General features: G+C 72.9%; 13 protein-coding genes and 1 pseudogene. 11 read left to right on the forward strand and 3 right to left on the reverse strand.

What is annotated here, in order from left to right; translation table 11 throughout:
* The first annotated feature begins 3 nt into the window (after positions 1 to 3).
* From ACFYZS_RS23170 to ACFYZS_RS23185, 4 genes are all read left to right on the forward strand, one after another.
* Positions 4 to 1,212, forward strand: coding sequence for an ArsA family ATPase (locus ACFYZS_RS23170; RefSeq protein ID WP_389015659.1), 1,209 nt, complete (start codon positions 4 to 6; stop codon positions 1,210 to 1,212).
* A 95-nt stretch (positions 1,213 to 1,307) separates the two neighbouring features.
* Positions 1,308 to 1,793 carry a DUF5304 domain-containing protein gene (locus tag ACFYZS_RS23175; RefSeq protein WP_389015662.1) on the forward strand — a complete coding sequence of 162 codons (486 nt, stop codon included), beginning with the start codon at positions 1,308 to 1,310 and terminating at the stop codon, positions 1,791 to 1,793.
* A gap of 124 nt (positions 1,794 to 1,917) precedes the next feature.
* Positions 1,918 to 2,859, forward strand: coding sequence for an ROK family glucokinase (locus tag ACFYZS_RS23180; protein ID WP_376015470.1), 942 nt, complete (start codon positions 1,918 to 1,920; stop codon positions 2,857 to 2,859).
* Positions 2,860 to 2,918: 59 nt separating this feature from the next.
* Positions 2,919 to 3,674, forward strand: a complete 756-nt coding sequence (locus ACFYZS_RS23185) for an endonuclease/exonuclease/phosphatase family protein (protein ID WP_389015665.1) — start codon at positions 2,919 to 2,921, stop codon at positions 3,672 to 3,674.
* A 63-nt stretch (positions 3,675 to 3,737) separates the two neighbouring features.
* On the opposite strand, the gene ACFYZS_RS23190 is transcribed toward ACFYZS_RS23185, so the two are convergent.
* Entirely contained in the window at positions 3,738 to 4,322 is a 585-nt protein-coding gene (locus ACFYZS_RS23190; protein ID WP_389015667.1) for a hypothetical protein, read from the reverse strand.
* Positions 4,315 to 5,094 carry an alpha/beta hydrolase gene (locus tag ACFYZS_RS23195; protein WP_389015670.1) on the reverse strand — a complete coding sequence of 260 codons (780 nt, stop codon included), beginning with the start codon at positions 5,092 to 5,094 and terminating at the stop codon, positions 4,315 to 4,317. Before ACFYZS_RS23195 ends, ACFYZS_RS23190 begins: the two co-directional genes overlap by 8 nt.
* A 160-nt stretch (positions 5,095 to 5,254) precedes the next feature.
* Between ACFYZS_RS23195 and ACFYZS_RS23200 the strand changes: the two genes are divergently transcribed.
* The 6 genes and pseudogenes from ACFYZS_RS23200 (at position 5,255) to ACFYZS_RS23225 (ending at position 10,590) form a co-directional block, all read left to right on the forward strand.
* On the forward strand, positions 5,255 to 5,995 hold the full coding sequence (locus ACFYZS_RS23200) for a lysophospholipid acyltransferase family protein (protein WP_389015872.1): 741 nt from the start codon (positions 5,255 to 5,257) through the stop codon (positions 5,993 to 5,995).
* A gap of 39 nt (positions 5,996 to 6,034) precedes the next feature.
* Positions 6,035 to 7,246, forward strand: a complete 1,212-nt coding sequence (gene macS / locus ACFYZS_RS23205) for a MacS family sensor histidine kinase (protein ID WP_389015673.1) — start codon at positions 6,035 to 6,037, stop codon at positions 7,244 to 7,246.
* 44 nt (positions 7,247 to 7,290) lie between these two features.
* Complete coding sequence (locus ACFYZS_RS23210; protein WP_389015875.1) at positions 7,291 to 7,935, forward strand: response regulator; 645 nt, start codon at positions 7,291 to 7,293, stop codon at positions 7,933 to 7,935.
* A 176-nt stretch (positions 7,936 to 8,111) separates the two neighbouring features.
* Positions 8,112 to 9,140 carry a 6-phosphofructokinase gene (locus ACFYZS_RS23215; protein ID WP_389015676.1) on the forward strand — a complete coding sequence of 343 codons (1,029 nt, stop codon included), beginning with the start codon at positions 8,112 to 8,114 and terminating at the stop codon, positions 9,138 to 9,140.
* A 92-nt stretch (positions 9,141 to 9,232) separates the two neighbouring features.
* Positions 9,233 to 10,230 (forward strand): annotated as a pseudogene (locus ACFYZS_RS23220) (2-hydroxyacid dehydrogenase).
* Positions 10,231 to 10,299: 69 nt separating this feature from the next.
* A complete protein-coding gene (locus ACFYZS_RS23225) occupies positions 10,300 to 10,590 on the forward strand; it encodes a hypothetical protein (RefSeq protein ID WP_389015679.1) in 291 nt (96 codons plus the stop codon).
* A gap of 56 nt (positions 10,591 to 10,646) precedes the next feature.
* Here the strand turns inward: ACFYZS_RS23225 and ACFYZS_RS23230 are convergent, their stop codons facing one another.
* Entirely contained in the window at positions 10,647 to 12,554 is a 1,908-nt protein-coding gene (locus tag ACFYZS_RS23230; RefSeq protein WP_389015682.1) for an anthranilate synthase family protein, read from the reverse strand.
* A gap of 280 nt (positions 12,555 to 12,834) precedes the next feature.
* On the opposite strand from ACFYZS_RS23230, the gene ACFYZS_RS23235 reads away from it, so the two are divergent.
* Positions 12,835 to 14,199, forward strand: coding sequence for a class II 3-deoxy-7-phosphoheptulonate synthase (locus ACFYZS_RS23235; RefSeq protein ID WP_389015685.1), 1,365 nt, complete (start codon positions 12,835 to 12,837; stop codon positions 14,197 to 14,199).
* Positions 14,200 to 14,299 lie beyond the last annotated feature (100 nt).

Consider the following 14,299-nt stretch of genomic DNA (forward strand, 5'->3'; position numbering starts at 1 on the left):
TCCATGCGCATCCTGCTGATCACCGGTCCCGGCGGGGCCGGCCGGACCACCGTGGCCGCGGCCACCGCCGTCGCCGCCGCGCGGCCCGGGCAGCGGGTGCTGCTGCTCTCCCAGGACGCCGGGGATCCCCTGGCCGCACTGGTCGGGGAGCCGGCGGGGGAGTCCGTCGAGGCCGCGCCGGGGCTGGCCGCCGTACCGGCCGGCGGGGTGCTCGTGGCCCGCGTGGACTCCGGGGAGGAGTTCCGCGAGGAGCTCGTCGCCCTCCAGGAACGCGGATCGGCCCTCCTCGGCATGGTCGGTGCCCGGCCGCTCGGGGCCGAGGAGCTCACCGAACTGCCCGGCGCAGAGCAGTTCGCCCTGCTGCGGGCCCTGCGCCGGGCCGCCGCGGCCCCGGCGACCGACCTCGTCGTCGTCGACATGCCCCCGCTGCACCAGGCCGTCGCCACCCTCGCCCTCCCCGCCCAGCTGCGCCGCTACCTCGCCCGGCTGCTCCCGGCCGAGCGCCAGGCGGCCCGCGCCCTGCGGCCCGTACTGGCCCAGCTGGCCGGAGTGCCCATGCCCGCGCAGTGGCTGTACGAGGCCGCCGCGCGCTGGGACGAGGAGCTGGCCGCGGTCCAGGCCGTCGTGGAGGCCGGCACCACCTCGCTGCGGGTGGTCGCCGAGCCGGGACCGGGCTCCGACGCCGCGCTGCGGACCGGGCTGCTCGGCCTCGCCCTCGAACAGCTCCCGTTCGCCGGGATCGTCGCCAACCGGATGGTGCCGCAGGGCTCGCCCGACCCCTGGCTGGCCGGGCTCGCCGCCCAGCAGGAGAAGTACGCCGCCCAGTGGGCCGGGGACGTGCCCGTGCTGCCGCTCGGCCACCTCGGGCGGGACCCGGCCGGGCCGGAGGACCTGATCCGGCTGGCCGGGGCGGAGGGGCTCGTTCCGCAGGCTTCGGGGGACTCCCGCCACCGCCGCGGGTGGGCGGTCGAGGACCGGCTCGCCGACGACGGGGTACTCGTCTGGGTGGTGCCGCTGCCCGGCGCACACAAGCGGGACCTCGACCTGGTCCGGCGCGGCGACGAGCTGCTGCTCGCGGCGGGCCCGTACCGCAGGATCGTTCCGCTGCCCTCCGCGCTGCGCCGCTGCACCGTGTCCGGCGCCGCCCTCGCCGACGGGGTGCTCCGGATCCGCTTCACGCCGGACCCGGACCTGTGGCCCCGCAGGGCCTGAACGCCGGGCGGGACCTGAACCGCGTACCCCCGTTCGGGTACCGTCGAAGGTAGTACCCACCGCACCGCCCAGCAGCTGCCGCAGGAGAGTCCGCCATGAGCGAGGCCACCGACCGTCCCACCGACGACGACGCCTGGGCCAAGGCCTGCGCCGAGGACCTTGCCGCCGAGCAGGAGCGCCGAAGGGCCCGCGAGGGCGCCGCCGGCGCCGGCGGCGCGAGCGGCACCGGGACCGCCGCCGAGGAGCTGTTCAAGCTGTTCGAAGCAGTCGCCGACAAGGTGTCCGGGCTGAACAACCCGCTGCTCGGAGCCGCCGCCCAGGGCGCCGTACGCCAGTTCGTCAACCAGGCGAAGGCCGCCGCCAAGCCCGTCGTCGAGCGCAACCCCGAGGTCTTCGACCACCTCGCGGCCGCCGGCTCCGAGCTGCTCGCCGCGTACCGCTCGGCCGTCGAGGGCCACGAGCGCCGCTGGACCCGCGACGAGCCCGCCCCCGGCGGCCCGGCGGACCGTCCCTCCGGCGACCACTCCGACCCGCGCGACGAGGGCGGGAGCGGTCCGACGCAGCGGATCGATCTCGACTGAGACGCTCCGGGGGCATCCGGCGGATCATGACCGGGCCCGGGGGGCCGGCCCTGATCCGCCGGATGCCCCCTCGCCCTCGGGTACCGTTGGCCGTGGCGGGGTTTGACCGGAAACCGAGGGACTAATGGGACTCACCATCGGCGTCGACATCGGCGGCACGAAGATCGCGGCCGGCGTGGTCGACGAAGAGGGCACCATCCTTGAGACGTACAAGGTGCCCACCCCGCCGACCGCGGACGGAGTGACGGACGCGATCTGCGCCGCAGTGTCCGAAGTCAGCAGCAACCACACCATCGAGGCCGTCGGCATCGGCGCCGCCGGATACGTGGACGACAAGCGCGCGACCGTGCTCTTCGCGCCGAACATCAACTGGCGCCACGAGCCGCTCAAGGACAAGGTCGAGCAGCGCATCGGCCTGCCGGTCGTCGTCGAGAACGACGCGAACTGCGCGGCCTGGGGCGAGTACCGCTTCGGCGCCGGCCAGGGGCACGAGGACGTCATCTGCATCACGCTCGGCACCGGCCTGGGCGGCGGCATCATCATCGGCAACAAGCTGCGCCGCGGACGCTTCGGCGTGGCCGCCGAGTTCGGGCACATCCGGGTGGTCCCGGACGGCCTGCTGTGCGGCTGCGGGAGCCAGGGCTGCTGGGAGCAGTACGCCTCCGGCCGCGCGCTCGTCCGGTACGCGAAGCAGCGCGCCAACGCCACCCCCGAGAACGCGGTGGCCCTGCTCGCGCTCGGCGACGGCACCCCCGAGGGCATCGAGGGCAAGCACATCAGCGAGGCCGCGCGGGCCGGCGACCTGGTGGCCGTCGACGCCTTCCGCGAGCTGGCCCGCTGGGCCGGCGCGGGCCTGGCCGACCTGGCCTCCCTCTTCGACCCGTCGGCCTTCATCGTCGGCGGCGGGGTCTCCGACGAGGGCGACCTCGTCCTCGACCCGATCCGCAAGTCCTTCAAGCGCTGGCTGGTCGGCGGCGCGTGGCGCCCGCACGCGCAGGTGCTGGCCGCGCAGCTCGGCGGCAAGGCCGGGCTCGTGGGCGCGGCGGACCTGGCCCGCCAGGGCTGACACCGACTGTTGTCCGAACTGCCCGCCGTGCCCCCTGTGGTACGGCGGGCAGTCTGGCTATGTTGCCGTCCATGCTGCCGAACTCTGTGACGGAACCCGACGGTTCCGCGGTGATCCGAGCCCTCAGCTACAACGTCCGCTCGATGCGGGACGACGAGGAGGCGCTGGCCCGGGTGATCCGCGCCTGCGCCCCCGACCTCGTCTTCATCCAGGAGGCTCCGCGGTTCTTCCGCTGGCGCAAGCACGCGGCGCGGCTGGCCGCGAAGACGGACCTGGTGGTGCTGAGCGGCGGTGCCACGGCCGCGGGCCCGCTCCTGCTCTGCTCCCTGCGGGCCTTCGTGGAACGGACGGAAGACGTCCTGCTGCCCCGTACGCCCGGTCTGCACCGGCGGGGCTTCGCCACGGCAGTGGTCCGCTTCGGGGCGGCGCGGGTGGCGGTGGTGAGCGCGCACCTGTCGCTGGACGGGGCGGAACGCCGGGCCCAGGCCGACCTCTTGCTGGACCGCCTCACCGCGATGGGCGCTCCGCACGGGATCGCGGCCGCAGACGTCAACGAGGGCCCTGCCGGGCCCTCGTTCACGCGGCTCGCCGGTGCGCTCCAGGACTGCAGGGCCGTCGCGCCCTGGGGCGGGGAGCAGACCTTCCCCTCCCGGGCCCCGGAGCGGCGGATCGACGCGGTCTTCGCCACGAAGGGCGTGAAGGTACTGGGCTGCGGCGTCCCGGCGGACCTGCCGGGACTGACCCCCGCCGACCTCACCGCGGCCACGGACCACCTCCCGGTCCTGGCCGCCCTGAGCCTCCCGGCCCCGCCGTAGCCGACCGCCGGGGCCGAGCCGTGCGAGCGGCGCGTCGGGGAAGGCGGCTCCGGGTCGGGAAGGTCAGACCACGGCTCCGCGCCCCGGATCGTCGTCCTCGTCATCGTCGTGCGACATCCGGGCCACGAGCGTCGCGAACCCGCCCAGGAACCCGCCGATCCCCAGCGTCGTGAGCCACCACGTCATGTCCCACTGCAACAGCACCGCCACCAGCAGCAGGACCGGCCCGCCCACCACCGCGAGCCATGCGAACTTCGCCGTGGTGTCCGCGGGCGGCAGCTCCGGCTCCGGGGGGACGAAGTGGCCCTCGTCCTTCTCGTCCGGCTCCGCCGGCGTGTGGTCCCGGGGGCCGGTCCCGGGCCCCGTACCGCCGACACCCACTCCCGGCGCGAAGACCACCGAGCTCCCCAGCGCCTTCGGCGCCGGCGGGGGCTCGGGAGGAGCCTGCGGCGACTCCGCGGACGGCTCGGCCGCCGGGGGCTCCGGCTCCACGTCCTCCTCCGGCAGCATCAGGTTCTCGATGGGCCGGAACGGCCTCGACCCCGGCGGGTCCGGCGGCTCCTGCCCGTACCCGGCGACGATCGCCGCCCAGGCCGCCTCCTCGTCCAGTGGGGGGACGCCCCCCGGGGACTCCTCGTGCTCAGCCACCGCTGGCCGCCCCCTCCCTGCCGACGCTCTCCGCGAGCCGCCCGACGAACGCAAAACTGTCCGCGAAGATCCGCTCCGCGTCATGGTCCAACGTCGCGACGTGGTAGCTCTGTTCCAGCAGGGTCTCGGTGACGTCCGTCGAGGAGATCCGCGAGAGGATCCGCGCCGAGTCGGCCGGGTTCACCACGTGGTCCTGCACGCTGTGCAGCAGCAGCACCGGCTGCGTGACCTGCGGCAGCTCGGAGTCGACCAGCCGCAGGAACTGCCGCAGCGAGGCCGCCGCCCGGGTCGGGACCCGGGTGTAGCCGACCTCGGCGACGCCCGGCTTGGCGATGTCGCTCGCGATGCCCGGGGTGGACCGCAGGAAGTGCTGCGCGACCGGGAGGGCGAAGGCCATCGGGTCGTTGATCTTGTTCACCGGGTTGACCAGGACGATGCCGCTCACGGCGTCCCCGTGCCGGGCCGCCAGCCGCAGGGTCAGGGCCCCGCCCATCGACAGCCCGAAGACGAACACCTTCGTGCACCGCTCCAGCAGCTCCCGCAGCGCCCGGTCCACCTCGGCGTACCAGTCCTGCCAGCCGGTGAGCTGCATGTCCTGCCACCGCGTCCCGTGCCCGGGCAGCAGCGGCACGGAGACCGTCAGACCCTGCCCGGCCAGGTACTCCGCCCACGGGCGCATGGACTGAGTGGTACTGGTGAAGCCGTGGCAGAGGAGGACACCGACCTCTCCGCCCTCGTGGCGGAACGGCTCGGCTCCAGGGAGGACGGGCACCAGGGTCTCCTTCGACGGGTGGGGGGTGCGTAGCGCTGTGTGACTTCACCGTACGCGACGGGGGTGACACCGACCAGGGTCGTCGCCCCCTCCGCCCCGAGCCAGGGGATATGGTCTGTTCGACAGACACAGGAAGGCTTTCGAGTTGATCTACGGCGCAATGAAGTTCTCCATCGGGGGTTCCCTGAAGCTCGCCTTCAGGCCTTGGGTGGAGGGCCTCGAGAACATTCCCGCCGAGGGGCCGGCGATCCTCGCGAGCAACCACCTGTCCTTCTCGGACTCCTTCTTCCTGCCGGCCGTGCTGGACCGGAAGGTCACCTTCATCGCGAAGGCGGAGTACTTCACCTCCCCGGGCGTCAAGGGCAAGCTGACCGCCGCCTTCTTCAAGGGCGTCGGCCAGCTCCCGGTGGACCGCTCCGGTGCGCGCGGAGCCGGCGAGGCCGCGATCAAGAGCGGCATCGAGGTCATCGAGCGCGGGGAGCTGTTCGGTATCTACCCCGAGGGGACCCGTTCACCCGACGGCCGCCTCTACCGCGGCAAGCCGGGCGGTCTGGCCCGCGTGGCCCTGGCCACCGGGGCGCCGGTGATCCCCGTGGCGATGATCGACACGGAGAAGATCCAGCCCCCCGGCAAGGTCGTCCCCAAGCTGATGCGCCCCGGGATCCGGATCGGCAAGCCGCTGGACTTCAGCCGCTACCACGGCATGGACGGCGACCGCTTCATCCTGCGCTCGGTGACCGACGAGGTCATGTACGAGATCATGAAGCTGTCCGGCCAGGAGTACGTGGACATCTACGCGACGGCCGCCAAGCGCCAGATCGCCGACGCGGAGAAGGCCGAGAAGGCCGCCAGGGCCGCAGCCGACAAGCACGACAAGAACGACAAGAACGCCGCGGAGTAGAGCACGGGCGGCATCGCCCGCACGGGGTGGGTGGGGGAGATGGCGAAACGCGAGCGCGTCGTGCGCATGTCGGTCGAGCAGCCGCTGTGGCGGGCGCTGACCGCCTACCGACTGCTCACCATGGTCTACGCGGGCCTGCTGTTCGCCTCCGCGTACCGGGAGTTCGACCGGCCCCGGGTCGCGGCCGGCTACCTCGCCGTACTCGCCGTCTGGACCCTGGCGACCCACCGCCGGGTGGCGAACGCCGCCAGCTGCACCAAGCGGTTCCTGGGCGCCGACCTCACCGTCGCGCTCGCCGGCATCCTGCTCACCCCGATCGCGGACACCCACGAGCGGATCGCCGGGGGCGGCCCCACCCTCCCCTCCATCTGGACGGCGGGCTCCGTCCTCGCCTTCGCCATCAAGGGCGGCTGGCGCTGGGCCGGCTTCGCCTCGACCTTCGTGGCCGCGGCCAACATCGTCGTCCACGGCGGCGAGCCCACCCGCGACACCCTGCACAACGTACTGCTGGTCTGGGTCGCCTCCATCGCCATCGGGTACGTCGTCGAGGTCGCCCGGGCCAGCGAGGCCACGCTGGCCCGCGCCCTGGAGATCGAGGCCGCCACCCGCGAGCGCGAGCGGCTCGCCCGCGACATCCACGACGGGGTCCTCCAGGTCCTCGCCATGGTCCAGCGGCGCGGCACCGAGCTGGGCGGCGAGGCCGCCGAGCTGGGAAGGATGGCCGGGGAGCAGGAGGTCGCGCTGCGCACCCTGGTCTCCAGCGGGCTGGTGCCCACCTCCCGGATCTCCCGGGACGAGTCGCTCGGCGCGCTGGTGGACACCTACGAGGTGGAGGAGCCCGGCGCCGACGAGGGCGAGCTGGACCTGCGCAGCCTGCTCGCCCCGCACGCCGGATCCCGGGTCAGCTTCGCCGAGCCGGGGACGCCGGTGCCGCTGCCGGTGCCCGCGGCGAAGGAACTGGCCGCGGCCGTCGGGGCCGCCCTCGACAACGTGCGCAAGCACGCCGGGGAGGGGGCCCGGGCCTGGATCCTGGTCGAGGACTGGGGCGACGAGGTGATCGTGACCGTCCGGGACGACGGCCCGGGCATCCCGGCCGGCCGCCTCGACCAGGCCGAGGGCGAGGGCCGGATGGGCGTGGCCCTGTCCATCCGCGGCCGGCTGCGCGACCTCGGCGGCAGCGCCGAGCTGGTGTCCGTCCCCGGACAGGGCACCGAAGTGGAATTGAAAGTACCGAGGGGGAGAACCCAGTGAGCCAGAGCGCCGATCCGCAGCCACAGCCGCACGAGATCAAGGTGATGGTCGTCGACGACCACCCGATGTGGCGGGACGCCGTCGCCCGCGACCTCGCCGCCGCGGGCTTCGACGTGGTCGCGACGGCCGGGGACGGCCCCGAGGCCGTCCGCCGGGCCGTGCCCGCGGCCCCGCACGTCCTGGTCCTGGACCTCAACCTGCCGGGCATGCCCGGGGTGCAGGTCTGCAAGGAGCTCGTCGGGGCCGATCCCGCCCTGCGCGTCCTGGTCCTGTCCGCGAGCGGGGAGCACGCCGACGTCCTGGAGGCGGTGAAGTCCGGCGCCACCGGCTACCTGCTGAAGTCCGCCGGCGCCCAGGAGCTGATCGACGCCGTCCGCCGCACCGCCGCGGGCGACCCGGTGTTCACCCCGGGCCTGGCCGGGCTGGTGCTCGGCGAGTACCGGCGCCTGGCCACCGACCCGGTGCCCGCCGCCCCCGACGAGCCGAAGGTCCCCCAGCTGACCGACCGGGAGACCGAGGTGCTGCGCCTCGTGGCCAAGGGGCTCTCGTACAAGCAGATCGCGGAGCGCCTCGTCATCTCGCACCGCACGGTGCAGAACCACGTGCAGAACACGCTCGGCAAGCTCCAGCTGCACAACCGGGTGGAGCTCGTCCGGTACGCGATAGAGCGCGGCCTCGACGACGCGTGACGGGGACGTTCACCGTCTCGTACGTCGTACGCATGTCCTCGTACGAGTGAACGGAGGGACGCAACGCCCCGTCATTCCACCGGAATTGACCCTTCCCGGGCCCTTGCTGTGACCTGAGTCACCACTAGCGTGACCGTCATGCGGGCTCGGTGGGCCCTGTGGCGAAGGGAGATTCCATGAAGGTCGGAGTGCTGACGGGCGGCGGCGACTGCCCCGGTCTCAACGCGGTCATCCGGGCCGTCGTCCGCAAGGGCGTCCAGGAGTACGCGTGCGAGTTCGTCGGGTTCAAGGACGGCTGGCGCGGCGCGATCGAGGGCGACACCGTCCCGCTCGGCATCCCCGCCGTCCGCGGCATCCTGCCGCGCGGCGGCACCATCCTCGGCTCCTCGCGGACCAACCCCTTCAAGCAGGACGACGGGGTCCGGCGGATCAAGGAGAACCTCGCCAAGTACGAGGTCGAGGCCCTCGTCGCGATCGGTGGCGAGGACACCCTGGGCGTGGCCGCCAAGCTGTACGGGGAGTACGGCATCCCCTGCGTCGGCGTCCCGAAGACCATCGACAACGACCTGTCGGCCACGGACTACACCTTCGGCTTCGACACGGCGGTGGGCATCGCCACGGAGGCCATCGACCGGCTGCACACCACGGCCGAGTCGCACATGCGGGTGCTGGTCGTCGAGGTGATGGGCCGGCACGCCGGCTGGATCGCCCTGCACTCGGGGCTGGCGGGCGGCGCCAACGTCATCCTCATCCCCGAGCAGCGCTTCGACCTGGACCAGGTGTGCGCGTGGGTGACCTCCCGGTTCAAGGCGAGCTACGCGCCGATCGTGGTGGTCGCCGAGGGTGCGATGCCCAAGGACGGGGAGATGGTGCTGAAGGACGCCACCACCGACTCGTTCGGGCACGTCCGGCTGTCGGGCGTGGGGGAGTGGCTGGCCAAGGAGATCGAGGCGCGCACCGGCAAGGAGGCCCGGACCACGGTGCTCGGGCACATCCAGCGCGGCGGCACGCCGAGCGCGTTCGACCGGTGGCTGGCGACGCGCTTCGGGCTGCACGCCATCGACGCCGTGCACGAGGGCGACTTCGGGAAGATGGTCGCGCTGAAGGGCACGGACATCGTGCGGGTCCCGATCGCCGACGCGACGGCGAAGCTGAAGACGGTGGACCCCGCGCTGTACCAGGAGGTCGGGGTGTTCTTCGGCTGAGCCGGAGTGGGTGGGCGGACCATGGCCGTTGTCGGACGTAAGGTGCCGAAACGACCATGGTCCGTTTGGTTTTGCACAGCACGGGAGCGAACGTGGAAATCCTGGCATTCGGGGTGCAGGGCGACGAGAGGCCGCTGATCGAGAAGGCGTTCGCGGCCGCCGGGCAGCACGAGGTGCGCTGCCTGGACGTCTTCCTCACCGAGGACACCGCCCCCATCGCGGCCGGGTACGAGGTCGTCTCGTCGAGCGTGAACGCGGACCTGAGCGGGCGGGTGCTGCGGACCCTGGCCGGGGGCGGGACGAAGATGATCGCCCAGCGGTCGACGGGCTTCAACAACATCGACCTGGACGTCGCCCGGCAGCTCGGCATGACGGTGAGCCGGGTGTCGTACTACTCCCCCACTCCGTGGCCGAGTTCGCGTGGACCCTGGCCATGGCCGTGAACCGGCGGATCGTCCGGGCCTCGAACCGGACGCGGGACTTCGACTTCCGACTGAACGGGCTGATGGGCCGCGACATGCGCGGCCGCACGGTGGGGGTGCTCGGGACCGGGAAGATCGGCGAGGCGTTCACGCGGATCGCGCACGGGTTCGGCATGAACCTGCTGGGCTGGGACGTCGCGCAGAACCCGGCCTGCGTGGAGCTGGGGATGAAGTACGTGGACAAGGAGGAGCTGTTCACGTCGGCGGACCTGGTCAGCCTGCACGTGCCGCTGCTGGAGTCGACGCACCACATCATCGACGCGGCGGCGCTGCGCATGATGAAGGACGACGCGATCCTGGTGAACTCCAGCCGGGGCGGGCTGATCGACTCCGAGGCGCTGGTGTCGGAGCTGCGGGCGGGGCGGTTCGAGGGGGTGGGGCTGGACGTGTACGAGGCGGAGGCCGGGCTCTTCTTCCTGGACAAGTCCCTGGAGGCGGTCGAGGACGACACCCTGGCGCGGCTGATCACCTTCCCGAACGTCGTGGTGACCTCGCACCAGGCGTACTACACGCACGATGCGGTGGGGCAGATCATCGACGCGACGGTCCGCAACGTGGCGGACTACCTGGCGGGGCGCCGGTCGGAGAACACGCTGGTCCCCGAGTGACGCGAGTTCGCCCGGAGTTCAGACCGGGGCCATGCGCGCGGCACGGTCACAGGGCCTAGATTCGTCCCTGTGGACATACCTTCCGCGGCCCGCTGGCTCTTGCTGGCCGCCGCCGCACAGTTCGTGTACGCCGTACGGGCCCTGCGGCCCGCGCTCCGCTCCCGGCCGGGGGAGCGGGTGGACCCGTGGCTGGCCTTCGCGGACCCGGCGGTGGGCGTCCCGGTCACGCTGGCGCTGGCCTTCGGGAACCTCCCGGCGCTCCTCGCCGGCCTGGTGGTGCTGGGCCCGATCCTGACCTGGCAGCTGGTCCGGAGCATCACGGCCCGCCGCGCCAAGCCCGGCAGGCCGACCCCGGCGTAACGACCCCGGCGTAACGACCCCGCCGCGCGGAGCCGCCACGCCGTGCGGCGGGGTCGTTACGGCCGGGCCCCCTGGACCGCGGCCGGTGCCATGCCGAGCAGGAGGTCGCGGAGCAGGGCCGGGCCGTTCAGGGTCAGGACGGACTCCGGGTGGAACTGGACCCCCGCGAAGGCGGGGGCCCGCAGGGCGTGGACCTCCCCGGTGGCCGGGTCGCGGGAGACCTCCACCCCCTCCCCCGACAGGCGGGCGGCCACGGCGTCGGAGCAGTGCGCCGTGTACGTGTTGTAGAAGCCCACCACCTCCCGGCTCCCGAAGAAGTCGATCCGCGTCTGCGCCCCCTGCGCCGGCTCCGCCTTGCGGATCAGGGGCAGGCCCAGTTCGGCCGCCAGCAGCTCGTGGCCCAGGCAGACGCCGAGCAGGCCGTGCCGGTGCCCCGCGAGCAGTTCGCCGGCCAGCGCGCGCAGCATCCGCATCTTCGGGTCGGCCGCGTCCGCCGGGTTCCCCGGCCCCGGTCCCAGCACGACCGGGCCCGCCCACGACAGGGCCGCCGCCCGCAGCCCGGGATCGTCGTAGCGGCGTACGGTCACCTCCAGCCCCGCCACCCGCAGCACGTGCGCCAGCATCGCCGTGAAGGTGTCCTCGCCGTCCACCACCAGGGCGTGGCCGGCCCGGGCCGCCGGCCGGTCCTGCATCCGGAGCCAGAACGGGGCCAGGTCCTGCCGCCGCGCCGCCAGGGCCGCCCGCACCCGGGGGTCCTCGCCCAGCCCGGCCCCCTCGAAGGACGCCCGCGGCGCCGCCGGGCGGACCCCGAGCGCCGCCAGTACCCCGGCCGCCTTCGCGTGCGTCTCCGCGACCTCGCCCGCCGGATCCGAGTGCCGCACCAGCGTCGCCCCCACCGGCACCCGCAGCGTGCCGTCCGCCGCGATGTCCGCGGTCCGGATCAGGATCGGCGAGTCCAGCGTCTGGGACCCCGAGGCGTCCACGCCGAGCAGGGCCAGGGCCCCCGCGTAGTAGCCGCGCCCGCCCGCCTCGTACCGCTCGATCACCCGGCAGGCGTTCTGCACCGGCGACCCCGTCACCGTCGCCGCGAACATCGTCTCGCGCAGCACCTCCCGCACGTCCAGCGAGGACCGGCCGCGCAGCTCGTACTCGGTGTGCGCGAGGTGCGCCATCTCCTTCAGCCGCGGCCCGACGACGACCCCGCCCCTGTCCCCGACCGTGCACATCATCTTGAGCTCCTCGTCCACGACCATGGACAGCTCCTCGGTCTCCTTGCGGTCGCCGAGGAAGGCGAGGAGCGATTCGGCCGTCGGACCCCCGGCCGGGTAGCGGTACGTCCCGCTGATCGGGTTCATCACCACCGTGCCTCCGGACATCCGCACGTGCACCTCCGGGCTGGCCCCCACCAGCGTGCGGTCCCCGGTGTGGACGACGTACGTCCAGTACGCGCCCCGCTCGCCCACCAGCAGCCGCCGGAACAGCGCGAGCGCGTCGGCCCGCCCGAAGCCCTCGATCCGGCCCTCGTACGTGCGCCGGATGACGAAGTTCGCCCCCTCGCCGCGGCCGATCTCCTCCCTGATCACGCGCTCGACGGTGGCCGCGTACTCCTCGTCGGGCACGTCGAAGCCGCCGCCCTCGACCCGCACCGGATGCTCCGGCAGCGCGGCCAGCGCCCGCGCGAGCGGGATCTCGTACGCCTCCTCGGCGGCCAGCACGGCCAGCGGCGTGCCGTCGTCGCGTACGTCGAACCCGCGCTCGCGGATCTGCCGGAACGGGACGAGCGCGAGGGTGGGAAGCGATCGTACGGGCAGCTCGGCGAGGCGGCCGGCCTCGTGGACCGGGCCGATCAGCACCTCGACGGTGTCGTGGTCGCGGCCGGGCGTGCGGCGGCGCAGCAGGGCGAAAGGCGGGCAGGACTCGTCGAGCAGGCGGCTGAGCGGGTCGGGCGTGCTGCTGGGTTCCATGGGCTGGCGTCCTTCTCCGTGAAGCGGGGTGAAGGAGGAGCGGCCGGGCCCGGAAAACACCGAAGGCCGCCCCTCGGGCGGCCTTCGCGTCGTGCGTGTCAGTGGGTACGCGCGAGAAGTGGGCCGCCGGGAGCGGGCCACCACCAGTTCTGGTTCGAGTGCGCGTACATGCCGCCGACGATAGCCCACCCGCGAGTCCGCCTGCGAGCCCCACGCGTCCGCAGAGACACCCGTCTCACGGAGTGGGCACCGGGCTGGACGTGGCGCAAGACGCCGTAATGTGTACGAGGTGACCGTGAACGCTGAAACCCAAGCCCCCGCCGCCAAGGCGACCTGGCGAGACCTTCCCGCGGCGCAGCAGCCTTCGTACCCCGATGCCGAGGCACTGCGCGCTGTCGTCGCGGACCTCGAGTCGTATCCTCCGCTCGTTTTCGCGGGTGAGTGCGACCAGCTGCGCGCCCGTCTGGGAGCCGTCGCCAAGGGCGAGGCGTTCCTGCTCCAGGGCGGCGACTGTGCCGAGGCCTTCGACGCCGTGTCCGCCGACCACATCCGCGCCAAGCTGAAGACGCTGCTCCAGATGAGTGCCGTCCTGACGTACGCGGCCTCCGTGCCCGTCGTCAAGGTCGGGCGCATCGCCGGCCAGTACTCCAAGCCGCGCTCCAAGGACACCGAGACCCGCGACGGCGTCACCCTGCCGACCTACCGCGGCGACTCCGTCAACGGCTTCGCCTTCACCGAAGAGGCCCGGATCCCGGACCCCGAGCGGTTGAAGCGCATGTACCACGCGTCCGCGTCGACGCTGAACCTGGTGCGCGCCTTCACCACCGGTGGCTACGCCGACCTGCGCCAGGTGCACGCCTGGAACCAGGACTTCGTGAAGTCCTCCCCCTCCGGGCAGCGCTACGAGCAGCTCGCGCGGGAGATCGACAACGCGCTGAACTTCATGAAGGCGTGCGGCACCGACCCGGCCGAGTTCAAGGCCGTCGAGTTCTACGCCTCCCACGAGGCGCTGCTGCTCGACTACGAGGGCGCGCTGACCCGTACGGACTCCCGCACCGGGAAGCTGTACGACACCTCCGGCCACATGGTCTGGATCGGCGAGCGCACCCGCCAGCTCGACCACGCGCACATCGAGTTCTGCTCGCAGATCGCCAACCCGATCGGCATCAAGCTCGGCCCGACCACCACCGTGGACGAGGCGCTGACGTACATCGACCGCCTGGACCCCGAGCGCGAGCCGGGCCGGCTGACCTTCGTCGTCCGCATGGGCGCCGACAAGGTCCGCGACAAGCTCCCCGAGCTCGTCGAGAAGGTCACGGCCTCGGGCGCGACGGTCGCCTGGGTCACCGACCCGATGCACGGCAACACCTTCGAGGCGGCCTCCGGCCACAAGACGCGCCGTTTCGACGACGTGCTCGACGAGGTCAAGGGCTTCTTCGAGGTCCACAAGGCCCTCGGCACCCACCCGGGCGGCATCCACGTCGAGCTCACCGGTGACGACGTCACGGAGTGCGTGGGCGGCGGCGACGAGATCTTCGTCGACGACCTGCACCAGCGCTACGAGACGGCCTGCGACCCGCGGCTCAACCGCAGCCAGTCCCTGGACCTGGCCTTCCTGGTCGCCGAGATGTACCGCGACCAGTAAGCGGATCAATACGTAGGTACCTACGACTGTGGGGCACGGATCGATGTGATCCGCGCCCCACAGTCGTATCCAGGGCTTTTAGGTAAGCCTCACTTTGGGT

It is taken from the genome of Streptomyces sp. NPDC001903 (assembly GCF_042891345.1).
Lineage (GTDB): Bacteria > Actinomycetota > Actinomycetes > Streptomycetales > Streptomycetaceae > Streptomyces.